This window comes from Streptomyces sp. CB02414, from assembly GCF_001905385.1.
Classification (GTDB): domain Bacteria; phylum Actinomycetota; class Actinomycetes; order Streptomycetales; family Streptomycetaceae; genus Streptomyces.
Window position 1 is genome coordinate 252756 of the sequence record NZ_LIPF01000002.1, and the last position, 24155, is coordinate 276910.

At 72.4% G+C, this 24155-nt stretch carries 24 protein-coding genes; 13 read left to right on the forward strand and 11 right to left on the reverse strand.

Annotated features, from left to right (window positions below; translation table 11 throughout):
• Positions 1-7: 7 nt before the first annotated feature.
• Positions 8-1030, reverse strand: a complete 1023-nt coding sequence (locus AMK11_RS07265) for an alpha/beta fold hydrolase (RefSeq protein ID WP_073724414.1) — start codon at positions 1028-1030, stop codon at positions 8-10.
• Positions 1031-1252: 222 nt separating this feature from the next.
• On the opposite strand from AMK11_RS07265, the gene AMK11_RS07270 reads away from it, so the two are divergent.
• The 4 genes from AMK11_RS07270 to AMK11_RS07285 all read left to right on the forward strand — a co-directional run bounded on the left by AMK11_RS07270 (position 1253) and on the right by AMK11_RS07285 (position 3155).
• Positions 1253-1474, forward strand: coding sequence for a hypothetical protein (locus AMK11_RS07270; RefSeq protein WP_073724416.1), 222 nt, complete (start codon positions 1253-1255; stop codon positions 1472-1474).
• A gap of 183 nt (positions 1475-1657) precedes the next feature.
• Positions 1658-2299 (forward strand): TetR/AcrR family transcriptional regulator, encoded by a 642-nt coding sequence (locus tag AMK11_RS07275; RefSeq protein WP_043383261.1) that lies wholly within the window; start codon positions 1658-1660, stop codon positions 2297-2299.
• A 156-nt stretch (positions 2300-2455) separates the two neighbouring features.
• A complete protein-coding gene (locus AMK11_RS07280; RefSeq protein ID WP_073724418.1) occupies positions 2456-2683 on the forward strand; it encodes a DUF3107 domain-containing protein in 228 nt (75 codons plus the stop codon).
• 202 nt (positions 2684-2885) lie between these two features.
• Positions 2886-3155, forward strand: coding sequence for a hypothetical protein (locus AMK11_RS07285; protein ID WP_073724420.1), 270 nt, complete (start codon positions 2886-2888; stop codon positions 3153-3155).
• Between the two features lie 146 nt (positions 3156-3301).
• Here AMK11_RS07285 and AMK11_RS07290 read toward each other — a convergent pair whose 3' ends face one another.
• The gene (locus tag AMK11_RS07290) at positions 3302-4048 is read right to left on the reverse strand and encodes a ferritin-like domain-containing protein (RefSeq protein WP_073724422.1); all 747 of its coding nucleotides are present in this window, start codon (positions 4046-4048) and stop codon (positions 3302-3304) included.
• A 518-nt stretch (positions 4049-4566) separates the two neighbouring features.
• Here AMK11_RS07290 and AMK11_RS07300 point away from each other — a divergent pair.
• Positions 4567-7200 (forward strand): DEAD/DEAH box helicase, encoded by a 2634-nt coding sequence (locus AMK11_RS07300; RefSeq protein ID WP_073724426.1) that lies wholly within the window; start codon positions 4567-4569, stop codon positions 7198-7200.
• Positions 7201-7358: 158 nt separating this feature from the next.
• Positions 7359-8255 carry an alpha/beta fold hydrolase gene (locus AMK11_RS07305; protein ID WP_073724428.1) on the forward strand — a complete coding sequence of 299 codons (897 nt, stop codon included), beginning with the start codon at positions 7359-7361 and terminating at the stop codon, positions 8253-8255.
• A gap of 15 nt (positions 8256-8270) precedes the next feature.
• On the opposite strand, the gene AMK11_RS07310 is transcribed toward AMK11_RS07305, so the two are convergent.
• Complete coding sequence (locus tag AMK11_RS07310; protein ID WP_073724430.1) at positions 8271-9170, reverse strand: NYN domain-containing protein; 900 nt, start codon at positions 9168-9170, stop codon at positions 8271-8273.
• A gap of 247 nt (positions 9171-9417) precedes the next feature.
• Here AMK11_RS07310 and AMK11_RS36735 point away from each other — a divergent pair, with 247 nt between their 5' ends.
• Complete coding sequence (locus tag AMK11_RS36735; RefSeq protein ID WP_007444413.1) at positions 9418-9570, forward strand: hypothetical protein; 153 nt, start codon at positions 9418-9420, stop codon at positions 9568-9570.
• 90 nt (positions 9571-9660) lie between these two features.
• On the opposite strand, the gene AMK11_RS07315 is transcribed toward AMK11_RS36735, so the two are convergent.
• From AMK11_RS07315 to AMK11_RS07325, 3 genes are all read right to left on the reverse strand, one after another.
• Positions 9661-10266, reverse strand: coding sequence for a MarC family protein (locus tag AMK11_RS07315; protein WP_073724432.1), 606 nt, complete (start codon positions 10264-10266; stop codon positions 9661-9663).
• 55 nt (positions 10267-10321) lie between these two features.
• The gene (locus tag AMK11_RS07320) at positions 10322-11179 is read right to left on the reverse strand and encodes a PHP domain-containing protein (protein ID WP_073724435.1); all 858 of its coding nucleotides are present in this window, start codon (positions 11177-11179) and stop codon (positions 10322-10324) included.
• Between the two features lie 130 nt (positions 11180-11309).
• Positions 11310-11951, reverse strand: coding sequence for a DUF6758 family protein (locus tag AMK11_RS07325; RefSeq protein WP_073724437.1), 642 nt, complete (start codon positions 11949-11951; stop codon positions 11310-11312).
• A 157-nt stretch (positions 11952-12108) separates the two neighbouring features.
• Here AMK11_RS07325 and AMK11_RS07330 point away from each other — a divergent pair, with 157 nt between their 5' ends.
• Entirely contained in the window at positions 12109-13332 is a 1224-nt protein-coding gene (locus tag AMK11_RS07330; RefSeq protein ID WP_073724438.1) for an MFS transporter, read from the forward strand.
• A gap of 23 nt (positions 13333-13355) precedes the next feature.
• On the opposite strand, the gene AMK11_RS07335 is transcribed toward AMK11_RS07330, so the two are convergent.
• Entirely contained in the window at positions 13356-13952 is a 597-nt protein-coding gene (locus tag AMK11_RS07335) for a suppressor of fused domain protein (protein WP_073724440.1), read from the reverse strand.
• Between the two features lie 533 nt (positions 13953-14485).
• Between AMK11_RS07335 and AMK11_RS07340 the strand changes: the two genes are divergently transcribed.
• Both AMK11_RS07340 and AMK11_RS07345 read left to right on the forward strand, forming a co-directional pair.
• Positions 14486-15601 (forward strand): magnesium and cobalt transport protein CorA, encoded by a 1116-nt coding sequence (locus tag AMK11_RS07340; protein WP_073724442.1) that lies wholly within the window; start codon positions 14486-14488, stop codon positions 15599-15601.
• A 33-nt stretch (positions 15602-15634) separates the two neighbouring features.
• Entirely contained in the window at positions 15635-16150 is a 516-nt protein-coding gene (locus AMK11_RS07345) for a hypothetical protein (RefSeq protein WP_073724444.1), read from the forward strand.
• 6 nt (positions 16151-16156) lie between these two features.
• Here the strand turns inward: AMK11_RS07345 and AMK11_RS07350 are convergent, their stop codons facing one another.
• Positions 16157-16894 carry a hypothetical protein gene (locus tag AMK11_RS07350; protein WP_073724446.1) on the reverse strand — a complete coding sequence of 246 codons (738 nt, stop codon included), beginning with the start codon at positions 16892-16894 and terminating at the stop codon, positions 16157-16159.
• 246 nt (positions 16895-17140) lie between these two features.
• Between AMK11_RS07350 and AMK11_RS07355 the strand changes: the two genes are divergently transcribed.
• The 3 genes from AMK11_RS07355 to AMK11_RS07365 are packed head-to-tail and all read left to right on the forward strand — an operon-like array spanning position 17141 to position 20200.
• Positions 17141-18433, forward strand: coding sequence for a magnesium transporter MgtE N-terminal domain-containing protein (locus AMK11_RS07355; RefSeq protein WP_073724447.1), 1293 nt, complete (start codon positions 17141-17143; stop codon positions 18431-18433).
• Positions 18423-19022 carry a DUF1003 domain-containing protein gene (locus AMK11_RS07360; protein WP_073724449.1) on the forward strand — a complete coding sequence of 200 codons (600 nt, stop codon included), beginning with the start codon at positions 18423-18425 and terminating at the stop codon, positions 19020-19022. Before AMK11_RS07355 ends, AMK11_RS07360 begins: the two co-directional genes overlap by 11 nt.
• A gap of 44 nt (positions 19023-19066) precedes the next feature.
• On the forward strand, positions 19067-20200 hold the full coding sequence (locus AMK11_RS07365) for an Mrp/NBP35 family ATP-binding protein (protein WP_073724451.1): 1134 nt from the start codon (positions 19067-19069) through the stop codon (positions 20198-20200).
• 94 nt (positions 20201-20294) lie between these two features.
• Here the strand turns inward: AMK11_RS07365 and AMK11_RS07370 are convergent, their stop codons facing one another.
• The 3 genes from AMK11_RS07370 to AMK11_RS07380 form a co-directional block, all read right to left on the reverse strand.
• Positions 20295-20966, reverse strand: coding sequence for a hypothetical protein (locus AMK11_RS07370; RefSeq protein ID WP_073724453.1), 672 nt, complete (start codon positions 20964-20966; stop codon positions 20295-20297).
• 221 nt (positions 20967-21187) lie between these two features.
• Complete coding sequence (locus AMK11_RS07375) at positions 21188-21646, reverse strand: sec-independent translocase (RefSeq protein ID WP_073724455.1); 459 nt, start codon at positions 21644-21646, stop codon at positions 21188-21190.
• Between the two features lie 146 nt (positions 21647-21792).
• The gene (locus AMK11_RS07380; protein ID WP_443333925.1) at positions 21793-23832 is read right to left on the reverse strand and encodes a trypsin-like peptidase domain-containing protein; all 2040 of its coding nucleotides are present in this window, start codon (positions 23830-23832) and stop codon (positions 21793-21795) included.
• Between the last annotated feature and the right edge of the window lie 323 nt (positions 23833-24155).

Genomic DNA, 24155 nt, shown 5'->3' on the forward strand with positions numbered 1-24155 from the left:
TCGCGCCTCAGCCTCCTGTGCTCTGGTTGGCGGTCTCGTCCTCGACGGCCGCGTCGGTCCGCTCGTCGGCCGCCGGCTCCCCGGTGTCCGCGAGGAGTTCGCGGAACGCCGTGGCCACCGTCTCCGGATACTCCATCATCGCCACGTGACCCGCGTCCGGCAGGGTGAGCAGCCGGGAGTCACGGAAGGCGCGGGCGGCACGCTGGGCCATGCGGTAGCCGACGAGTTGGTCCCGTCCACCGTAGACCAGGAGCGTGGGTGCGAGAACCCGTTCGGCCTGCCGCCACAGCGCGTGCTGGCCGCCCAGCGTGTACGCGTTGACGATGCCACGCGCGGAGCGCGCCATCGCGTCCCAGAAGTACGGCAGTTGCAGCCGCCGCTCCATCTCCTCGACGGCGTTGCGGAAGCCCTCCTCGCTCACTCTCCCTGGATCGCCGTAGCAGAGCGCCGTCACGCCGCGCACCCGCTGCTCCGCGGTCCACTCCCGGGTGAGCCGGGTGAACAGTGCCGCCACCCCCGGCACCGCCAGGAGCCCCGTCGGCACGGCGCTGCGCTGCACGCGGATCTCCGGCAGCGCGGGCGACACGAGGGTCAGCGTCCGCACCAGGTCGGGCCGCACCGCGGCGACACGGGTGACGACGGCGCCGCCGAGCGAGTTGCCGAAGAGGTGCACGGGCCCGCGCCCGGAGGCGTCGAGGTGGCGGATGACCGCGCGCGCGTGGCCCGTGATCGAGTAGTCGCCGTCGTCCGGTGGCGGGGAGTCGCCGAAGCCCGGCAGATCGACGGCCTCGTTGTCGACGACGCCGTCCAGCAGCGGCATCAGCGCCGACCAGTTCTGCGACGAGCCGCCGAGGCCGTGTACGTAGAGGGCCGGCGGCAGCCCCGCGCGGGCGGGCGGGCGCGAGCGCACTGTCAGGGTGATGCCGGACAGGTGGACCGACCGGAGACGCTCACCGTCCGCGACCTTGACGGCCGCGACCTTCGGCAGCACGTTGGCGGGCGAGGCGGACGGCGGCTCGGTCGAAGACATGCGGCAATATTACGAGATGATCACACAACGGTTCATGTGTTCGCCATCACAGGGATCACCGGGACCACAGGAACCACAAGGACGAGTGCGCCCGCGCCGGACGGCCCCGGACGGCCGCTGACGACGCATGGCGTCCGGATCGGGTGTCTCCTACGCTCATGAAGTGGGCACCCGCGTGTGGCCCCTGCACCTTCAGGGACGTTCGTAGGAAGGGAGCCCAGCATGACCGTCGACCCGACCGACCCGGAGACCTTCGAGTACGAGACACAGGAAGCGGAGGAGTCCGACGTCGAGGCACCGGACGCCGACGCCGCCGAGCAGAAGGCGGACATCGCGCCGGAACGCGACGATCCGCTCACCGGCCACGACCCGGACCGCGCCAACGAGGCCGACCTGGCGGAACAGGCCAGGGTCGTCTCCCACGACGAGGACGACTACCGCTGAAAGGCTCGCCGAGCAGGAAGGAGGTCGATCCCTGCCCGGCCTGGACCCTTTTGAAACCTGTTGTGCGGCTTTCGCCACCGTCCGGTCCGTGAAATTCTGCGCTCGCACCGCACACACCACGGTTACCGAAAAGTACGATGGCGGCGCGGCGCACACCGCACGAGGACGACTATGGGAGGCGGCGTGACAGCCATCGAGCAGACAGAGGCGGTACGCCCGCGGGGCACACGCCTTCCCCGCCGAGCCCGACGCAACCAGCTGCTGGGCGCCGCACAGGAAGTGTTCGTGGCCCAGGGCTACCACGCGGCCGCGATGGACGACATCGCCGAGCGGGCCGGTGTCAGCAAGCCGGTGCTCTACCAGCACTTTCCGGGCAAGCTCGACCTGTACCTCGCCCTGCTGGACCAGCACTGCGAGGCCCTGATCCAGTCGGTGCGCCACGCGCTGGCGTCGACCACCGACAACAAGCAGCGCGTCCGGGCGACGATGGACGCCTACTTCGCCTACGTCGAGGACGACGGCGGCGCCTTCCGCCTGGTCTTCGAGTCGGACCTGACCAACGAGCCCGCCGTGCGCGAGCGCGTCGACAAGGTCACCAACGAGTGCGCCGAGGCGATCTGCGACGTCATCGCCGAGGACACCGGCCTCTCGCGCGCGGAGTCGATGCTGCTGGCCTCCGGTCTGGGCGGGCTCGCGCAGGTGGTGGCCCGCTCCTGGCTGCACAGCGACCGCAGCGTGCCCCGCGACCAGGCGGTGCAGCTGCTGACCTCGCTCGCCTGGCGCGGCATCGCCGGTTTCCCGCTGCACGGCACCGAGCAGCACTGACCGGCACGTCCGCGGGACTCACGGGACTCCTGTTCCCGTCCGCTGTTCGCTCCTGGCGTTCTCCGGCGGAGCGTGTACGTCCCCTCACCGGGCTAATGTGTGCTGGGTACGGCGCGGAAGATCGCGCACTTCACTGACCGTCGGAGGGACATAGCCGTGGAGGTCAAGATCGGCGTGCAGCACGCGCCCCGCGAGATCGTTCTGGAGAGCGGTCAGAGTGCCGAGGAGGTCGAGCGCGTGGTCGCCGAGGCACTGGCCGGCAAGTCGCAGCTGCTGAGCCTCGTGGACGAACACGGCCGCAAGATCCTGGTGCCGGCCGACCGTCTCGCCTACGTCGAGATCGGCGAGCCGTCCCCGCGCAAGGTGGGCTTCGGCGCGCTGTAGCCGGCGGACGCGGGACGACGGACGCAGTCGCGGGAGGGGCCCGGCGGTGACTCACCGCCGGGCCCCTCCCGTACGTCCCCCGTACCTCCCGTGCACGGGTGGAGCACAGTTCACCCACAGGGGGAGGGTTGCATTCCGCAGGTCAGGGGTAAGACGGCTGTGACCGTTTCGGGCAGGCCGGCCGCGTGGGAGGGACCCCGACATGCTCTTGGAAGCGCTCAGCGCCGCGATCCTCGGCCTCGCCCTGGCATGGGCCGCAGCCCACCGTCTGCCACACCGGCTGCCGGCCCCCGTCCTGGTGTTGCCGACGGGCATCGCCGGGGCGCTCTTCGGGGCGTTCGTCACGCACACCGCGCTGGGCGCCGGCGGTTTCGCGCTGGTCCTGCTGGGCTCGGCGGCTCTCTCCGCGGCCTCGCTGTCGCTGCTGCTGCGTCCCGCGGCGAGACTGCGCCGACGCTCGGCCACCGCCTGAGCGACCGCCCGGCCGTCTCTGCCGACGGCCGCCGATCACCGGACCGCCCGGCTGCACCTGCCGACGACCGCCCGCCGCGACGCATCCGCCCGCCACCCGCGCGCCCCCAGCACCCACGCCCGCCCCGGCGCCCGCGCCCGCCTCGGTCAGGCCGCCAGCCCCAGGGCCGCCATCCGCTTGGTGTGGGCCTCGGTGATCCGGGAGAACATCTTGCCGACCTCGGCGAGGTCGAAGCCGTCCGCGACGCCGCCCACCAGCATCGTCGACAGCGCGTCCCGGTCGGCGACCACACGCTGGGACTGGGACAGGGCCTCGCCCATCAGCCGCCGCGCCCACAGCGCGAGCCGCCCGCCCACGCGCGGGTCCGCGTCGATCGCCGCGCGCACCTTCTCCACGGCGAAACCGGCGTGCCCGGTGTCGTCGAGCACCGCCAGCACCAGTTCGCGGGTGTCGGTGTCGAGACGGGCCGCGACCTCGCGGTAGAAGTCACTGGCGATGGAGTCGCCGACGTAGGCCTTGACCAGCCCCTCCAGCCAGTCGGAGGGGTCCGTCTGCTTGTGGAAGCCGTCGTAGGCGGCCACGAACGGCTCCATCGCCGCCGTCGGCTCCTCGCCGATCCCGGCGAGCCGGTCGCGCAGCCGCTCGAAGTGGTGGAACTCCGCCGACGCCATCTTCGCCAGCTCCGCCTTGTCCGCCAGCGTGGGCGCCAGCTTGGCGTCCTCCGCCAGCCGCTCGAACGCCGCCAGCTCGCCGTACGCGAGTGCGCCGAGCAGATCCACGACAGCGGCGCGGTACTGCGGGTCGGCGGCGGCCGTCGCCCAGTCCCGGGCGGCGACCGAAGTGGGTTCGGCGGTGGCGTCTGCGGCGTTGCCAGGCTTGTCAGAGCTCGTCATGCAGCGCACAATAGCTCGCCCGCCGCGCACCGGAAGGCCCCCGGTGGCCCCCGGCCGGCCCCGGGTGGATCAGTGTGACGACGACTACGTGTCCAAATCGGCCATCGCGTGTGCGCGAATCCGGGGTATGGTGGTAATGCGCCTGCCGAGTATGTGACGTACGGGTACGTGACATCTTCGTCGGGCCGCACGCATGAGGATGCCCGGTCGGTGGCCCGATCGGCTCCGACCCGACAGCCCTCCCTGCCGTACGCCACACTGCGTACGGAATCCGGAGGGGGACCCTCAGTGGTACGAGCGCTGGAGCGTCGACAGAGGTCCCGTGTCCTACGGCTCACCCGTCCGTAAGGCAGCCGACGTCCCCGACACGGTCCGGCACGACCCGCGCGCTCGCCTCGCACCACGTACACAGAAGAGGCAGCACCCTGACTACGACGTTCCGATCCCTCGGGATCCTCCCCGAGACCGCCGAAGCCCTCGAAGCCGTCGGCATCACCACTCCCTTCCCGATCCAGGAGCTGACGCTCCCCGTGGCCCTGTCCGGCACGGACGTGATCGGCCAGGCCAAGACCGGCACCGGCAAGACGCTGGGCTTCGGCCTCCCGCTCCTCGAGCGCGTCACCGTCCCCGCCGACGTCGAGGCGGGCCGCGCCGCTCCCGAGGCCCTGACCGACGCCCCGCAGGCCCTCGTCGTCGTCCCGACGCGCGAGCTGTGCCAGCAGGTCACCAACGACCTCCTGACCGCCGGCAAGGTCCGCAACGTGCGCGTCACCGCCATCTACGGCGGCCGCGCGTACGAGCCCCAGGTGGAGGCCCTGAAGAAGGGCGTCGACGTGATCGTCGGCACCCCGGGCCGGCTGCTGGACCTCGCGGGCCAGAAGAAGCTGAGCCTCAAGCACGTCAAGTGCCTGGTCCTCGACGAGGCCGACGAAATGCTCGACCTGGGCTTCCTGCCCGACGTCGAGAAGATCATCAACATGCTGCCGGTCCGGCGCCAGACCATGCTGTTCTCGGCCACCATGCCGGGTGCGGTCATCGGGCTGGCCCGCCGCTACATGTCGCAGCCGACGCACATCCGCGCCACCTCGCCGGACGACGAGGGCGCGACGGTCGCGAACACGAAGCAGTTCATCTACCGCGCGCACAACATGGACAAGCCCGAGATGGTGGCGCGCATACTGCAGGCCGAGGGCCGGGGCCTGGCCATGGTCTTCTGCCGCACCAAGCGCACGGCGGCCGACCTGGCCGACCAGCTCAAGCAGCGCGGCTTCGCCTCCGGCGCGGTCCACGGCGACCTCGGCCAGGGCGCCCGCGAGCAGGCGCTGCGCGCCTTCCGCAACGGCAAGGTCGACGTGCTCGTCTGCACCGACGTGGCCGCCCGTGGCATTGACGTCGAGGGTGTGACGCACGTCATCAACTACCAGTCGCCGGAGGAGGAGAAGACGTACCTGCACCGCATCGGCCGCACCGGCCGCGCGGGCGCCAAGGGTACGGCGATCACCCTCGTCGACTGGGACGACATCCCCCGCTGGCAGCTGATCAACAAGGCGCTGCAGCTGGACTTCAACGACCCGCCGGAGACGTACTCCACCTCCCCGCACTTCTACACCGACCTCGGCATCCCCGAGGGCACCAAGGGTGTGCTGCCGCGCTCGGAGCGCACCCGTGCCGGGCTGGACGCGGAGGAGCTGGAGGACCTGGGCGAGCCGGGCGGCCGCGGTGGCCGCACGCGTGGCGACCGGGGCGGCCGGGGCGGCCGGGACGAGTCCCGTTCCGCCGACCGCGAGCGTGCGCCTCGTACGCCGCGACGCCGCCGCCGGATGCGCGGCGGTGCGCCGGTGGACGCCGACGCCGCCGCGACCACCGCACCCGGGGCCGTGACCGGCGGTGCGGACAGCGCCGCCGACGCCGGCCAGGACGCCTCCCAGGGTCCCCGCACGCTGCGCCGTCGGCGCCGTACGCGCGGTGGAGAGCCGGCCCAGCAGCCGGTGACGCCGGCGACGGCCGACGCCCCTGCCGCACCGGCCGTGGCGGACACCGCGCCCGTGGTGCCGGATGCCGCGGACGCGACGGAGGCTCCCGCGAAGCCGCGCCGCCGCCGTACCCGCAAGTCGGCCGAGGCGCAGGTCACCGCGGTCGAGGCCACCCCGGTGGCCGAGGCGCCGGTCGTCGAGGCCGCTCCGGTGGCCGAGGCCCCGGCACAGAAGCCGCGCCGCCGCACCCGTAAGGCCGCGGCCACCGCCGAGACGGTGGTCGACGCGGCGGAGGCGGCGACCGAGGTCGCGCCCGAGCCGACGGAGGCCAAGCCGCGCCGAGCCCGCAAGACGGCCACCACGAAGGCGGCCGCCACCGAAACGGCCGAGGCCATCGGCACCGCGGTCCAGGCACCGGAAACCGCCGAGCTCAAGCCGCGCCGTACCCGCAAGACGGCCGCCGCCAAGGCGGAGACCGCCACGGACACGGCCGAGGCCACCGAGGCCAAGCCGAAGGCCCGCCGCACCCGCAAGACCGCGGCGGCCACCGAGGGCGCCGAGGCCACCGCCGAGATCCCCGCCCAGTCGGCACAGGAGCCGGAAGCGGCCGAGGCCAAGCCCCGGCGCACCCGGAAGACGGCCGCCGCCAAGGCGGAGACCGCCGCCGACACGGCCGAGGCCACCGAGGCCAAGCCGCGCCGTACCCGCAAGGCAGCCGCCACCAAGGCGGAGACCGCCACGGACACGGCCGAGGCCACCGAGGCCAAGCCGAAGGCCCGCCGCACCCGCAAGACCTCGGCGGCCACGGAGGCCACCGAGGCCGCGGTCCAGGCACCGGAAACCGCCGAGGCCAAGCCGCGCCGCACCCGGAAGACGGCCGCCGCGAAGACGGAGACCGCCGCCGACACGGCCGAAGCCGAGGCCAAGCCCAAGGCCCGCCGCACCCGCAAGACCGCGGCGGCCACCGAGGGCGCCGAGGCCACCGCCGAGATCCCCGCCCAGTCGGCACAGGAGCCGGAAGCCGCGCCGCGGCGCCGGACCCGTAAGGCCGCGACGACGGTGGAGGCGCCCGCGGAGGCCGCCGACACGGCCGAGGCCAAGCCGAAGGCCCGGCGCACCCGCAAGACGGCCGCGGCCGCCACGCGTCCCGCGGACTCACCGGAGTCCGGCGAGAGCTGACCAGCGCCGCCTCACCCAGCCGTCGGCCCGGCCCCGCAACGAACGCGGGCCGGGCCGACGGCGTTCCCGTCCCCGAACGGGGAACTCCTCAGAACTCCTCAGAACTCCTGCAGAACTCCTCCGGACTCCTCCCCCGCCCCGCCCGATAGCCTCTGCCCGTGAGCAGGAACGCCGCCTTCATCCCGCCCTCCGACGCCCGTGCGTACCGGCTGCGTACCGGGCGCGGTGAGTTCGCCGTCGTCGACTCACCCGCGGCCGACGGGGTCGAACCGCGGGGAACGGTGCTGATGCTGCCCGGGTTCACGGGGAGCAAGGAGGACTTCACCCTGCTGCACGAGCCGCTCGGGGCGCGCGGGTACCGGACGGTCGCCGTGGACGGGCGGGGACAGTACGAGTCCGACGGGCCCGAGCACGACGAGGCGGCCTACGCGCGGGACGAGCTGGCCCGGGACGTGCTCGCGCAGGCCGGTGCCCTCGGGACGCGGGTACATCTCCTCGGGCACTCCCTGGGCGGGCAGATCGCCCGGTCGGCCGTCCTCCTCGACCACGCCCCCTTCGTGTCCCTCACGCTGATGTCCTCGGGCCCGGCACGGATCTCCGCCTCCCAGCAGCAGCGGGTGAAACTGCTGCGCGACGCGCTCGGCACCATGACGATGGCCGAGGTCTGGCAGGTGATCCAGGCGATGGGACCGCCCGAGGAGGTCGGCGCCCCCGCCCCCGCCCACGGCCCGGAAGACCCGGAGCGGCTGCGTGACCGCTGGCTGGGCACCAGGCCGGCGCAGCTGCTCGCCACCGGGCGGCAGCTGTGCACCGAGCCGGACCGGGTCGCCGAACTCGCCGCCACGCCACTTCCGTGCCACGTGCTGTCGGGCGCCTACGACGACACCTGGCCGGTCCCCCTGCTGGACGAGATGGCCGTACGGCTGGACGCGCGCCGGACCGTGATCGACGGCGCCGAGCACTCCCCGAACACCGACCAGCCCCTGCCGACCGCCCGCGCCCTCGCCGGTTTCTGGGACGACGTCGCTCCGCGGTCACGGCCCGGCGGACCGTAGGGACTGTCCAGCCTGCTAGTACTGCGCCCGCAGATGCTCCCAGAACCCGTCCCGCAGCGCCCGCCGCAGGTCGGCCTGGCCACGCAGCGAGTACTGCAGCAGGCCCTCGGCCTCCACCAGCAGGTCCTGGTCGACCGAGCCGGGGAGGTAGGGGTGGCCGGGGAGGAGTTCCACCAGTGACTCGCGGCCCCGGGAGGCCAGCCACTTCGCCGCGATCTGCGCGCCGACGAAACGGACGTCCTCTCGGGCGGGGCGGGCGGCGGCGCCGGTCGTCTCGTAGGCCTGGGCCGTGCGCCGGGAGACGTACGGCTTGAAGAAGTCCAGGTCGAAGGTGCGCTGGCTGTCGACCTCCCAGAGCAGCGGGTCGGCCTGGTTGCGGCCCTCGGGGGCCTCGACGCCCCACAGGTGGACGCGGGCGCCGTAGCCCTGGGCGGCCTCGACCGCCGACACCAGGTCCTCGTCGCCGCCGAGCAGGGCCGCGTCGCTGATCGCCCGGTGCCGGGCGAGGGACTCCAGGTCCGAGCGGATGAGGGAGTCGACGCCCTTCTGCTGGTTGTTGGCGTTGAGGTTGCCCAGGCGGACCTTGACGTCCGGGAGCTCGGCGATGGACTGCTGCTCGGCGGTGTGGATGCGGCGCCGGGCGCCGTCGTACCAGTAGACCCGCAGGAGACGGCTGTCCGCGAAGATCGTGCGCGCCTTGTCGATGAGGGCGTCGATCAGGCCTTCCGCGTCCAGGTCGAAGGCCCGGCGGTCCTCGGTCCCCGCCACCAGACGCCCCGCCGCCGCGTAGAGGTACCCGGCGTCGACGAAGATCGCGTGGGTCGAGGGCGTCTTCGCCACCTCGGCGAGCATGCGCTGCAGCAGCTCGTTGGTGCGATCGATGCGGGCGCTCAGGGACGCGAGGTCGTCGTTCATCGCCTCCCATTGTCCCGGCGGTCACGCTGCGAACACAACCGGTCCCGGTCAGTCTGGTTCCGGGCATCCGGCGGTGCCGTAACGATCGGCTTACCTGTCAGTAATTAGCAGTTCGAAAAATTTCCTTAGCGTAGGGAATGTTTGTACCACGCACCCCGTTGACAATGAACGACTCCCCGGGCACCGACGACCCGGGAGCCGCACCAGTAGTTCTCCTCAGGAGGATGACCAGATCAAGGGAGAGGCCATGCGCTTTGAAGTCATGCGACTCGACGACGTCGACGGAACCCCCGTGGACACGACCGTCGTGGACGCCGCCTCCGTGAACCGCATCGTCCAGCAGGCCGCCGCCATCGGGCAGCGCCTGTGGATCCGCCCCGCCGACACCTCGGCGTTGTAACGCCTTGTAGCGCGGACGACCGCACGCACGCACCAGGGCCCCCGCACACGCCGTGCGGGGGCCCTGGCTCTATCGGTCAGGGACGTCGCGTCACGCGCCCTGGATCACCTGCGTGACCCCGTTGATGATCTGCTGCACGGCGATCGCGGAGAGCATCATGCCCGCGAGACGGGTCACCAGGACGACGCCGCCGTCCTTGATGACGCGGATGATCAGCAGCGAGTACCGCATCACCAGCCACAGCACCACGTGGATCGCGAGGATCGCCGTCCACACCGACACCTGCGCGGTCACGCTGTCGGCCTTCTCCACGGCCAGGATGACCGACACGATCGCGCCGGGCCCGGCGAGCAGCGGCATGCCGAGCGGTACGAGTGCGACGTTGACGTCCTTGGTCTGCTTCGGCTCGTCCGTCTTGCCGGTGAGCAGGTCGAGCGCGATCAGCAGGAGCAGCAGCCCGCCCGCGATCATCAGCGCGGGCACGGACACGTGCAGGTAGTCGAGGATCTGGTGCCCGAGGAGACCGAACACGGTGATCACGCCACCGGCGACGCAGACGGCCTGGAAGGCCATCCGCTTCTGCGCCTTGGCGGGCCGCCCGGAGGTCAGCCCGAGGAAGATCGGGGTGATCCCGGGGGGATCCATGATGACAAAAAGGGTCAGGAAGAGGGAGCCGAAGACGGCGATGTCGAACATGGGTGAGCTACTGGCCTTGCGGGAGAAGTGAAGGTGGGCGGGCGGGGAGTACGGCTCAGACTCCGCCGGCTCCCGGCACCGGGAAGGCCCCGAACGCCCGCCGCGTGATCTCCCCGTACACCTCGGGGTCGGTCGTGTACTCGCCGAGCAGACAGGTCTTCCGGCTGCCGTGGTAGTCGCTGGACCCGGTCACCAGGAGCCCCAGCTCCTTGGCGAGCCCCCGCAGCCGCGCCCGCGCGTCCGCGTCGTGGTCCATGTGGTCGACCTCGATGCCGTCGAGCCCGGCGGCGGCCAGGTCGGCGATCGTGGCCTCCGGCACCGTACGCCCGCGCTTGGCGGCGGCCGGGTGCGCGAACACGGCCACACCGCCGGCCGCCTTGATCAGCCGCAGCGCGTCGAAGGGGTCGGTCTCGTGCTTCTCCACGAAGGCCCGGCCGCCGTCGGCCAGCCAGTCCCCGGTGAAGGCGTCGCCCACGGTCGGTACGACGCCGAGCTCGACGAGGGCGGTGGCCACGTGCGGCCGTCCGACCGAGCCGTCGCCCGCGATGCGCGCGACCTGCTCCCAGGTGACCGGCACGCCCAGCGCGTTCAGCTTGGCGACCATGCCCTTGGCGCGCGGCACCCGGTCGTCCCGGACCAGCTCGCGCTCGGCGAGCAGGGTGGGCTCCTCGGGGTCGAAGAGGTAGGCCAGCATGTGCATGCTGATGCCGTCGACGCGGCAGGAGAGCTCGGCCCCGGTGACGAGGGTGAGCCCCTCGGGCAGCGCGGCTACGGCCTCGGCGTGCCCCCGGGTGGTGTCGTGGTCGGTCAGCGCGACGACGTCCAGCCCGGCCGTGGCGGCCTTGCGGACCAGCTGGGACGGGGTGTCCGTGCCGTCGGACGCGGTGGAGTGGGTGTGCAGATCGATGCGCACGACGCTGACTCCAAGCGGTGACGGGACGGAAGGGGACGCTCAAGGATAACCGGAACTCGGACCACCACTGTCACACCCGAACGGGGCCGGCGCCCACTACACACCGGCTCTCGCCCACCGACCCCGAGGGCTACGGCTGAAGCAGCCGCGGCGACAGCGCCCCGCAGGGCACCAGGTCCACCTCGGCGCCCGCGTCCCGCAGGTCGGTCAGCACCAGTTCCTCGTACATCAGAAGCGCGGCCTGCTCCGGCCACGCGACGGCCCACAGCCACATCCCGAGGGCCTCCCCGGCGAAGACCGCGCGGTCGACGGGGGCTCCGGAGACGTGCCAGAGGGGGGTGGGGCGGCCGGCGGCCAGCACCTTCGCCTGGGGCGGTTTCTCGACGTTCATGTACGGCCCCGGGTCCGGCGCGTCGAGGCCCGCGTACCGCGCACCGAGGCCGACGCCGAGTTCCTCGGCGACCAGGATCAGCTCTCCGGCACCGCCGAGCGGACCGGGGCCGGAGCAGGCCACGGCGGTCGCCCGGCCGCCACTGCGGTCGTCACCCGCGCAGGCCACGCCGGTGAACAGCCAGCCGACCGGCAGCGGCCACGGCATCCACACCGGCACCTGCGTGCGGTGCACGACGACGCCGAGCGCCTCGACGCTGGGCGGGAGCACGGGCTGCAACGGGTGCACCGTGCCGTGCAGGTCGCACTGCCAGGTATCGGCGAAGAGGCCGGGAGCCCTGACCCGGCCACCACACTTCGGGCAACTGGGTTCGCCCCTCATAGAGCCCCACGGTCCTACCCTCGCTCCCCCACGTCAAGGACGATCACCCATCCGGGCGGCAGGGCTGACCGGCCGAAACTAGATGTATCTTGCATTAATTAGCATCGCTAACTTACTATGTGTATACACCAACCAGACGTCGGCATTGGAGCACTGCATGGACCCCTTCGACTCGGGTGCGGGCGGCATCCTGCGGCAGCCCAAGGCGGTGTGGGCGACCGCCGGCGCGTCCGTCGTGGCCTTCATGGGCATCGGGCTCGTCGACCCGATCCTGCCGTCCATCGCCAAGGGCCTGGACGCGAGCGCCAGCCAGGTCTCCCTCCTGTTCACCTCGTACTTCCTCATCACCGCCCTCGCCATGCTGGTCACCGGCTTCGTCTCCAGCCGCATCGGCGGACGCAGGACGCTGCTGCTCGGGCTCGCCTTCGTCGTGGTCTTCGCGGGCCTGGCGGGCACCTCCGACACGGTCGGCCAACTCGTCGGCTACCGGGCCGGCTGGGGTCTGGGCAACGCGCTGTTCGTCTCGACGGCCCTGGCGGTGATCGTCGGCGCGGCGGCCGGCGGGAGCGCCGCGGCGATCCTGCTGTACGAGTCGGCCCTCGGCCTCGGCATGGCCTGCGGCCCACTGCTGGGCGCGCTGCTCGGCGACGCCAGCTGGCGCTATCCGTTCTTCGGCACGGCCTTCCTTATGGCCATCGGCTTCCTGTGCATCACGGCGTTCCTGAAGGAACAGCCGAAGCCGGCCCGCAAGACCTCGCTGCTGGACCCGGTCAAGGCGCTGGGCCACGGCGGGCTGGCCTCCGCCGCGGCCTCGGCGTTCTTCTACAACTACACGTTCTTCACGGTGCTGGCCTTCACCCCGTTCGTGCTGAACATGACGCCGTACAAGTCCGGCGCGGTGTTCTTCGCGTGGGGCGTGCTGCTCGCCGTCTTCTCGGTCCTCGTGGCGCCGCGGATGCAGAAGCGGTTCGGCTCGCTGAAGGTGCTCGGCGGCTCGCTGGTCCTGCTCGCCGCCGACGTACTGGTCCTCGGCTACGGCAACCACACCACCGCGATCGTCTGCACGATCCTGTCCGGCGCGTTCATCGGCGTGAACAACACCGTCTACACCGAGCTGGCCCTCGGGGTGTCGGACGCGCCGCGTCCGGTGGCGAGCGCGGGCTACAACTTCGTGCGCTGGTTCGCGGCCGCCGCGGCGCCCTACTTCGCGCCGAAGATCGAGGAGTGGACCGACATCCACGTCCCGTTCGTGGTGGCGGCGGTCACCGCGGTGCTCGGCGCGGTCGTGGTACTCGTACGGCGCCGGGCGCTCACCAGCGAAGCGGAGGAGCTGGAGCCGAAGCACGCGACCGAGGACGGGGTCACCGTCTTCGCCAACTGACCGACGACAGCCGGTGAGTTGTGTCACTCCAGCGGGACGGACCTGCGGGACGGATCCCGCAGGTCCGTCCCCTGGGTGAGCCAGCGCTCCTGGAGGGCCTGGGCGCCGTGCACGCGCTTCCAGGCGGCCTCGTTCGGCGTCATCGGCAGCAGCGGCAGGAACCGCACGGGGTCCAGCGGGGCGTCCAGCTCCAGGTCCTCCACCAGGCCACCGGGCTCGGCGACGAGGCACGAGGTGAAGGGCGCCCCCGGCCACAGCGGCTCGCCGACGTCCAGTGACGCACCGGGCGCCACGACGACCCCTTCCACCTGCGGCGAAGCCGCCAGTACGGCGAGCGGGCGGAGCACCTTGTCGGTGTCGGCGCGACCGGAGCGCACCGAGAGGACCAGCTCGGCGCGCGGCCCCTTGACCGGGTCGGCGAGCACCGCCGTGGGGTCGGCCATGGGCTGCGCGGACATGCCCAGGGTGGCGTAGCGGACGATGTCGCCCTCCTGACCGCCGCCCGGGAAACGCAGCACCTCGATGCGGTCGGTGCCGAGGAAGGTGACCGCCGCACGCGCGTCCGGTTCGCCCAGTGCGCTCAGCAACCGGGCCTCGACCAGAGGAAGAACATCAGCCATGCGGCGAGCATAGAACTCGTCAGTACAAGGCAAAGCGGCGCCTTGACACGTCGGGTGACTGATACTCTGGGCCAGCGGCTCGGGGCAGCGCGCTGAAGCGCAGCGATCAAGACCCCGGCGCCTGAAGACTTCCCTACGGGGAGCCCTCCCAAACGAGGGAATCGATCGTCCCTCACGAGGGACCGGCCGGAGGAGGTGGGCGGCATGGACCGAAGTCGACCGTGCAGTACCACCCGCTCTTCCGGCCGCTGACGCGGCCGCCCCGGCTCACCGCCCCCGCGGCTCCCCGTCTCCCGCGCGCCCGCACACGGAAGAGCACTTCGTCTCGTTTTGCCTGATCCGGCCCGTCGGCCTCGTCGACGACGTCGACCGATCCGGGTCAGCCGCTGAATCAGCAGCGAAGCCGGCCACCGCGACGGTGCGGTGCTCCCCGCTTTGTGGACGTGCCGAGCACGTACGGCCAGGACGTCCTCATTCCGGGTGGTTCCACCCGCCGCCGGCCCCGCTCGCTGCCCGTCGCGAAGGAGCCTGCCATGTCGATGATCCGTGACCTGCGCGCCGCGGTCCGCCCGTCCCGCGTCTCGCTGCGCAAGGACAACGGCGCCTACGACACCACCCGTGACCCGGCGACCGCCACCGCCGTCGTCGACTGCGCCGTCTACCGCGACGGCGCCCGCGTCGAGACCGAGGCGCCGCTGAGCCCGCACCGGGCGATGCGCCAGGTACGCCGCGACGGCGGGTTCGTGTGGATCGGTCTGCACGAGCCGACCGAGGACGAGTTCGCCGGTATCGCCCGGGAGTTCGGCCTGCACCCGCTGGCCGTGGAGGACGCCGTCCAGGCCCACCAGCGGCCGAAGCTGGAGCGCTACGACGACTCCCTGTTCACCGTCTTCAAGACCATCCACTACGTCGACCACGACGAGCTGACCGCCAACAGCGAGGTCGTCGAGTCCGGCGAGGTGATGTGCTTCACCGGCCGGGACTTCTTCATCACCGTCCGGCACGGCGGGCAGGGCTCGCTGCGCGCACTGCGGCACCGGCTCCAGGAAGACCCCGAGCTGCTGATCAAGGGTCCCTCCGCGGTGCTGCACGCCATCGCCGACCACGTCGTCGACGGCTACATCGCGGTCGCCGACGCGGTGCAGGACGACATCGACGAGGTCGAGACGGAGGTGTTCTCGCCGGGCCGCAAGGGCAGCCCGCGCGGCACGGACGCCGGCCGGATCTATCAACTCAAGCGCGAGGTACTGGAGTTCAAGCGCGCCGTCGCCCCGCTGCTGCGGCCCATGCAGCTGCTCAGCGAGCGGCCGATGCGGCTGATCGACCCGGAGATCCAGAAGTACTTCCGGGACGTCGCCGACCACGTGGCCCGGGTGCAGGAGCAGGTCGTCGGCTTCGACGAGCTGCTGAACTCCATCCTCCAGGCCAACCTCGCCCAGGCGTCCGTGGCGCAGAACGAGGACATGCGCAAGATCACCTCGTGGGCGGCGATCATCGCCGTACCGACGATGGTGTGCGGGGTGTACGGCATGAACTTCGACCACATGCCGGAGACGCACTGGAAGTACGGATACCCCATGGTCATCGGCGTCACCGTGGCCATCTGTCTGGGCATCCACCGCACGCTCAAGCGCAACGGCTGGCTCTGAGCCGGCCACGGCACCCGTGGATAGGCTGAGCGCATGACAAGCGAGCTGCTCGACCAGGCCCTCGTCGAGGAGGCCACGAAGAAGTCCGGCCTCATCTGGGTCCGGGGGCCGGGCGTGCCCGCCCGCGCGCTGTGGCACGTCTGGCACGAGGGCGCGGCGCTCGTCGTCGGCGACGGTCCCGGCGAGCAGCCGCTTCCGGGGCTGGCCGACGGGGCCGCGGCCGAGGTGACCGTGCGCAGCAAGGACAAGGGAGGCCGACTGGTCTCCTGGGCGGCACGGGTGGTGGAGCTGCCGTCCGGGTCCGAGGCGTGGCAGGCGGCGGTCGCCGGCCTCAAGGGCAAGCGGCTGAACGCCCCGGACGGCGAGGCGATGACCGACCGCTGGGCCCGTGAGTGCCGGGTACTGCGCCTGGAGCCGACGGGGGCCACGGCGCCGCTGCCCGACGCTTCGCTGGCCGAGGCCCCGCTGCCGACCCCGGCGACGACGCGCGGGCCGGTCCCGGCGGGGCTGCCGCGGCTGCTGCTGCTCAAGCGCCGCAAACGCCGCTAGCCCACCTCACGACGTCGGCAGCTGCTTGCCGTAGTCCAGGGTGTCGTCCTTCGCCGGCTCCTCGAGGGCGAAGTCCTTGTTCCAGTCCGAGAAGCTGAGTGTGCCGGCGCTGCCCGCGCGGACCAGGCGCAGCGGGTACGGGGTGCCCTCCAGGGAGACGTCCAGCGAGCCGCCGGCGCCCTGGTCGCCGGTGATGCGGATGGTGCGCACGCCCGCCTGCTCGTGGCGGCCGTCGGTCTCCACCGTGCCGTGCAGGGCCAGCAGACCGCCCAGGAGGACGTCCTTGTCCGTGAACCCGCTGAACTTCTTGTACACGGGGTCGCTCTCCGGCACCTTCACGTACTTGCCGGCCAGTTTCCCGGCGGCCTTGGCGTCCCCGCCGTCGTGGCTCCAGAACCCGGCGTCGGCCTTGAGGAAGAGCTGGTCGCCGACGCGCAGCAGCCCGAACGTCGCACCCTCGGCGGCCACGGACCCGGTCCCGCCGTCGGACTTCAGCCGCATGTCGAGGGTGTACGTGCCGCCGCCGGCCTCCACGGACCCGTGCAGGCGCACCGCCTCGGCGGCACCGGCGGCCGAGCGGGCCTTCGCGTGGATCTTGTCGGCGGGGAGCTTGCCGAGGCCGTTGGTGCCCGCGTCGGGATCCTCGCTGCTGCATCCCGTCAGCCCCGCTCCCGCCACCGTCAGGGCGCACACGGCGCCGATCAGTGCGGCCCTGCGGAATCGGCGCCGGGGAGTCACGAACACAGAAGGGGCTGCCTTTCTGACACGGGCGGACAAGGAGCCGGCCGGGCACCCGGGAGCTGTCGCACAGGCCCTGGCGGCGTACCGCAGCGTACCGGGGCCCCGGACGGCGAACGGAGCCAGTCCGTCCGGACCGGCCACCAGGGCGGAGCCGTTCGGGACGGGCTAGCCTGAAGCCCGTCCGAGCGGGCAATTCGGAAAAGAGACACCGTACGAAACAGCTCTCACACAGGAAAAGGAGCCGCGGCCATGGCAGCGGGCGCCCCCCGGATCTTCGTCTCCCACCTCTCCGGCATCGCCGTCTTCGACCCGGCCGGCGACCAGGTGGGGCGTGTCCGCGATCTGGTCGTCATGCTCCGCGTCGGCCGCAAACCCCCTCGGGTGCTGGGCCTGGTCGTCGAACTCACCACGCGCCGCCGCATCTTCCTGCCCATGACCCGGGTCACCGGTATCGAGTCCGGCCAGGTCATCACCACCGGCGTGCTGAACGTCCGGCGCTTCGAGCAGCGCCCCACCGAGCGCCTGGTCTTCGGTGAACTGCTGGACCGGCGGGTCACCCTCACCGAGACGGGTGAGGAGGTCACCGTCCTCGACCTGGCCGTGCAGCAGCTGCCGGCCCGCCGGGACTGGGAGATCGACAAGGTCTTCGTCCGCAAGGGGAAGAAGGGCGGCACCTTCCGGCGCAACAAGGGAGAGACGCTCACCGTGGAGTGGTCCGGCGTCACCGGCTTCTCCATGGAGGAGCAGGGGCAGGGCGCCGAGAACCTCCTCGCCACCTTCGAGCAGCTGCACCCCGCCGACCTCGCCAACGTCCTGCACCACCTGTCGGCCAAGCGCCGCGCCGAGGTCGCCGCCGCCCTCGACGACGACCGCCTGGCCGACGTGCTGGAGGAGCTGCCGGAGGACGACCAGATCGAGATCCTCGGCAAGCTGAAGGAGGAGCGGGCCGCGGACGTCCTGGAGGCGATGGACCCCGACGACGCGGCCGACCTGCTCGGTGAGCTGCCCGAGGACGACAAGGAACGGCTGCTGAGCCTGATGCAGCCCTCCGACGCGGCCGACATGCGGCGGCTGATGGCGTACGAGGAGCACACGGCCGGCGGTCTGATGACGACCGAGCCGATCGTGCTGCGTCCCGACGCCACCGTCGCCGACGCCCTGGCCCGCATCCGCAACCCCGACCTGTCCCCGGCGCACGCCGCCCAGGTCTACGTCTGCCGCCCGCCCGAGGAGACCCCGACCGGCAAGTACCTGGGCACGGTCCACTTCCAGCGCCTGCTGCGCGACCCCCCGTACACCCTGGTCGGCTCGATCATCGACGACGACCTGCAACCCCTGGACCCGGACGCCGCGCTTCCCGTGGTCGCCGGGTTCTTCGCCGCGTACGACATGGTCGCGGCGCCCGTCGTCGACGATTCCGGGTCGCTGCTGGGCGCGGTCACCGTGGACGACGTACTGGACCACATGCTGCCCGACGACTGGCGGGAGACCGAGTACCACCTGGAGGAGACGGCGGGGGAGGTGGGCGCCGATGGTGCCTGAGCGCGAGACGACGACCCGTGAGCGTGCCGCGTCGGGAGCGACCGCGTCCTCCCGGGTGCGGGCCCGGCTGGACCAGCCCCGCCCGCCGCGCCGGCGGCTGCTGCCGGAGTGGGACCCGGAGTCCTTCGGCCGGCTGTCGGAGCGCGTCGCGCGCTTCCTGGGCACCGGGCGGTTCATCGTCTGGATGACCGTCGTCATCATCCTGTGGGTGGTGTGGAACGTGTCCGCGCCCAGCGGCCTGCGCTTCGACGAGTACCCGTTCATCTTCCTGACCCTGATGCTGTCGCTCCAGGCCTCCTACGCCGCCCCGCTGATCCTGCTCGCGCAGAACCGGCAGGACGACCGGGACCGGGTCAACCTGGAGCAGGACCGCAAGCAGAACGAGCGGTCGATCGCCGACACCGAGTACCTGACCCGGGAGATCGCCGCGCTGCGCATCGGGCTCGGCGAGGTGGCGACGCGGGACTGGATCCGCTCGGAGCTCCAGGACGTGCTCAGGGACCTGGAGGAGCGGCAGAACGGCCATCACCCCGACCGCGGGGTATTCCCGGCGGATCGGTCTCCGGGGCGTGACGTACACGACCGCTGACGGGGCTTTCCGTGCCCCGTGGGCGGCGCCGTACCATCGACCCTATGGCTACGGAAGACGCGGTGCGCGAAGCACTGGCGACGGTGAACGACCCCGAGATCAACCGTCCCATCACCGAGCTCGGGATGGTCAAGTCGGTGGAGATCGGCGCGGACGGAGCGGTCGCGGTCGCCGTGTACCTGACGGTCTCCGGCTGTCCCATGCGGGACACCATCACGCAGCGCGTGACGGACGCGGTGTCGCGGGTCGAGGGTGTCACGCGCGTCGACGTCGAGCTGGACGTGATGAGCGACGAGCAGCGCAAGGAGCTGGCGAACGCCCTGCGCGGCGGCCAGACCGAGCGCGAGGTGCCCTTCGCCAAGCCCGGCAGCCTCACCCGCGTCTACGCGGTCGCCTCCGGCAAGGGCGGCGTCGGCAAGTCCTCGGTGACGGTCAACCTGGCCGCGTCGATGGCGGCGGACGGCCTCAAGGTCGGTGTCGTGGACGCCGACATCTACGGCCACTCCGTGCCGCGCATGCTGGGCGCCGACGGGCGGCCCACCCAGGTCGAGAACATGATCATGCCGCCTTCGGCCAACGGCGTGAAGGTCATCTCCATCGGCATGTTCACCCCGGGCAACGCGCCGGTCGTCTGGCGCGGCCCGATGCTGCACCGCGCGCTCCAGCAGTTCCTGGCCGACGTGTACTGGGGCGACCTGGACGTCCTGCTGCTCGACCTGCCGCCCGGCACCGGTGATATCGCGATCTCCGTCGCCCAGCTGGTGCCGAACGCCGAGATCCTGGTCGTGACGACCCCTCAGCAGGCCGCCGCCGAGGTGGCGGAGCGGGCGGGCGCCATCGCCGTCCAGACCCACCAGAAGATCGTCGGCGTGGTCGAGAACATGTCCGGGCTGCCCTGCCCGCACTGCGGCGAGATGGTCGACGTGTTCGGCACGGGCGGCGGCCAGCTGGTGGCCGACGGCCTGACCCGCACGACCGGCGCCTCGGTCCCGGTCCTCGGCTCCATCCCGATCGACGTCCGGCTGCGCGAGGGCGGCGACGAGGGCCGGCCCGTCGTGCTGTCCGACCCGGACTCCCCGGCCGGCGCGGCGCTGCGCTCGATCGCGGGGAAGCTGGGCGGGCGTCAGCGCGGTCTCTCGGGGCTGTCGCTGGGGATCACGCCGAAGAACAAGTTCTGACGTTCCGTACGGGACCGTACGGCTCCGTACGAAGGCGGGGGCGCTGTCCGGGTGGACGGCGCCCCTTTCGCGCGTCGAGCTCGGACGTCCGGGGTCAGGCGTAGTCCGCGATGTCCTTCACCACGGCGAAGGCCAGCCCGTACGCGCTCATCCCGCGCCCGTACGCCCCGAGGTGGACGCCCTGCTCGGTGGAGCCGGCCAGCACCCAGCCGAACTCGGACTCCCGGTAGTGGAAGGACGTGGGCACGCCGTCCACGGGGAGGGAGAGCGTCGTCCAGTCGGCCCCGTCGAGGTCGTCCGCGAGGACCCACGCGGTCTCCGTCTGCTGCTCCAGCCAGTCGTCCCGCAGGGCGTGGTCCATCTGGCCGGGCCAGGTGAAGGACAGCAGCCCCACCCCGGCCAGCCAGGCCGCGGAGGACACCGAGGTGGCCTCCAGCAGTCCCGTGCCGTCGGCACTGCGCCGGTCGGGGTTGGCCGCGACGGTCACGACGACCGCGAACTTCTCCTTGGCGTCCTGGTCGTCACCGGACACGTGCTCGTTGCGCACCGACGGTTCGTCGCCGTGCCCGATCGAGCCGTGCTCCACGGTTCCGTCGGCCGCCGTGCCGACCTGCATCAGCCAGCGCCGCCCCGTGAAGGCCTCGTCGAGGCCGTACCACGGGAAGGGCGCACGCAGGTAGCCGTCGATCGTCCGCCGGGCGGAGGGGACCTCTTGTCCATCCTCCGCGCCCGGCGTCTGCGCGACCGCCTGACTCGTCGTCTCCATGTGCCCGGACGCCTCCTCGCTCTCGTCGGTCCGGAAGGCCCGCCCCCCTTCGGGCGCACTCGTCCGGTCCGCACAACAACTCGGGCAGCATAGCCACCTAACCGGCGGCAACCGGGAAACCGCCCGGCGCGTGGGTCGCGCGGGCGTCGTCTTCGGGCCTCGTACGCCCCGTCCCGTACGTGATACGTGTCACGTACGGGGTGGGTGGTGCGGGAGTCGGCTCAGGTGGCGTCGGCGTCGAAGGGCGGGCGGTCGTCGCGGGCGGGGGCCTCGGGCTTCTTCGACATGTCGACACGGCCACCCGTCGAAGTGGAACCGGACGAGGACGACGAGGAGGAGGCGGACGACGACTCCGGCTCACGGCCGTGCACCGAGTCGGCGACCTCGGCCATCTCCTTCTTCAGGTCGAAGCCGTTGCGGATCTCCTTGAGCCCCAGCTCGTCGTTGTCCAGCTGCTTGCGGATGAACGTCTTGGGGTTGAGGTCCTCGAACTCGAAGTCCTTGAACTCGGGGCCCAGCTCCTGCCGGATGTCCTGCTTGGCGCTGTCCGAGAACTCCCGGATCTTCCGGATGGTGCGGGTCACGTCCTGGATGACCTTGGGGAGCTTGTCCGGGCCGAACACGAGCACGGCGAGGACGACGAGTGTCACCAGCTCGAGTGCGCCTATGTCATTGAACACCTGAAGCTCCTTGGGATGTCCGGGCCGCCACCACGGTACCCGTCGATCCCGTCCGACCGGTACCGTCCCGTGAGCCCCGAGTGGGTGTATGCGGGCGCTTTCCGAATTGTTTGCCTTCCTGGTCCCTTGTCGGGACCGCGAGGCGGTCAGTCACCGCCGGAGGAGCCGAGGACCAGTGAGACCTGCGTCTCCTTGCCGTCGCGTTCCAGCGTCAGTTCCAGGCGGTCGCCGGGGCGGTGGGCGCGGGTCTTGACGATGAGTTCCTCGCCGGAGTGCACGCGCCGGCCGTCGACGGCGGTGATCACGTCGCCGGCTTCGATGCCGGCCTTGTCGCCCGGGCCGCCCACAGTGACCGGAGGGCCGCCGTCGCTGCCCTTGGCGGCCACCCGGGCGCCGTCGCCCGCGTAGGCCATGTCGAGGGTGATGCCGATGACCGGGTGGGTGGCCTCGCCGGTGTTGATCAGCTCCTCGGCCACGCGCTTGCCCTGGTTGATGGGGATGGCGAAGCCGAGCCCTATCGAGCCGGCCTGACCGCCGTCCGGTTCGACGCCGCCGCCGTCGGCGGACCGGATGGCGGAGTTGATGCCGATGGCCCGGCCCTGAGCGTCCAGGAGGGGGCCGCCGGAGTTGCCCGGGTTGATCGGCGCGTCGGTCTGCAGGGCGTCGACGTACGACACGTCGCTGCCGTCGCCCTCCTCGCCGCCCGCGGTGATCGGCCGCTCCTTGGCGCTGATGATGCCGGAGGTGACGGTGCCGGCCAGGTCGAAGGGGGCGCCGATGGCGACCACGGGGTCGCCGACCCGGACGTTGTCGGAGTTTCCGAGGGGCATGGGGGTGAGGCCGCTGACGCCCTTCACCTTCACCACGGCGAGGTCGTACCCGCCGTCCCGGCCGACGACCGTGGCCTCGGCGGTGTCGCCGCTGTTGAAGGTGACGGTGATCTCGCCGCCGGAGCCGGCGGGCTCCACGACGTGGTTGTTGGTGAGGATGTGGCCGCGGTCGTCGAGGACGAAGCCGGTGCCGGTGCCCGCGCCGTCACTGCCGCTGACGTGCAGGGTCACCACGCTGGGCAGGGCACGGGCGGCGATCCCGGCCACGCTGTCCGGCGCCCGCTCGGCCGATTCCTTCCCGGCCTGCGGGAGCTCCACCGTGCCCACGCCGCCGTTGCGTTCGAGGTAGGCGCCCACGACGCCGCCGATGCCGCCGGAAACGAGCGCGATGACCAGCGCCCCGCCGACGAGCGTCTTCCTGGCCCGCCTGCGCCGCCGGTCCCGCGTGGGCACGGCCGCGCCGTTCTGCTGGAGGGAGGCGGCGGCCGAGGCGGCCCAGGGGTCGTAGCGCCCCCAGGGGCCGGGGTCCGTTCCGTCCCCGCCGCTCCCGGCTCCCGCCGGGACGCCGGCGGACGCCGGGTCGGACAGCGTGTCCGGGGACGGCACCGCGGGGGCGAGGGGTGCGGCGGGTTCGGCCGGCACCTCGGACACCGGCGCCGGCTGCCTCGCCGACGGCACGGGCGGCGGGGCATCGGCGAACGCCGGGTCGGGCGCCGCCGCCAGGGGCTGGGCCGGGGACGGCACCGCGGGGGCCGGAGACGCGCCGGAAACGCCGGACGCCTGCGGTACGGGCGGCGGGGCATCGGCGAACGCCGGGTCGGGCAGCGCGCCGGGGGGCGGTGCCACGGGGCCGGCGGTGGTGCGGGACGCCGCCGCCACCGTGCCGTGCGCCGGCGTGGTCGCCGGATGCTGCACCGGCGGTGCGGGGGCCCAGGGGCCGGGCTCGCCGTACGGAGGGGTGCTGTACGGGTCGGGGTCGTGCAGCGGCCTGGGGCGCTCGGCCACCGACGCCTCACCAGCGAGGTCACCGGCCGCTCCAGCGCCGTTATCCGTGCCGGTGGGGCGGGCGGCTTCGCCGTTCACGTCGCTGCGGGCGGGAGCGCCACCGGGGACCGCCGTGCGGGCGGGGGCCTCGGCGGGCACCGCCGTGCGGGCCGGGGCATCGGCAGGCGTGGCCGCGTGCGCGGGAGCATCGGCGGGCACCACCGTGCGGGCGGGAGCGTCGGCGGGCACCACCGTGCGGGCGGGAGCGTCGGCGGGCACCGTCGTGCGGGCCGGGGCATCGGCAGGCGTGGCCGCGTGCGCCGGGGCGTCGGCGGGCACCGCCGTGCGGGCGGGAGCATCGGCGGGCACCACCGTGCGGGCCGGGGCATCGGCAGGCGTGGCCGCGTGCGCGGGAGCATCGGCGGGCACCGTCGTGTGTGCTGCCGTGTCGCCCGGCGCGGCGCTGGGCGTGGCGGTGGTCCCGGTGGCTCGTGGGTCGGCGTCGGTGGCCGTGCGGGTGCCGGTGCTCGTGCCGGCGCCGCTGGTCGCGCTTACGCCCGTGTCCTCGATGCCGGTCCGGCGTGGGTCGGCATGCGGGGCCGTGGCCGCACGCGGGCTCGCGTCGGCGGAGCCGTCCGGCACGGCCGTCGGCCGGTCCAGCTCGTAGTCGCCCGCGGCGGCTGCCGGGCGTTCGA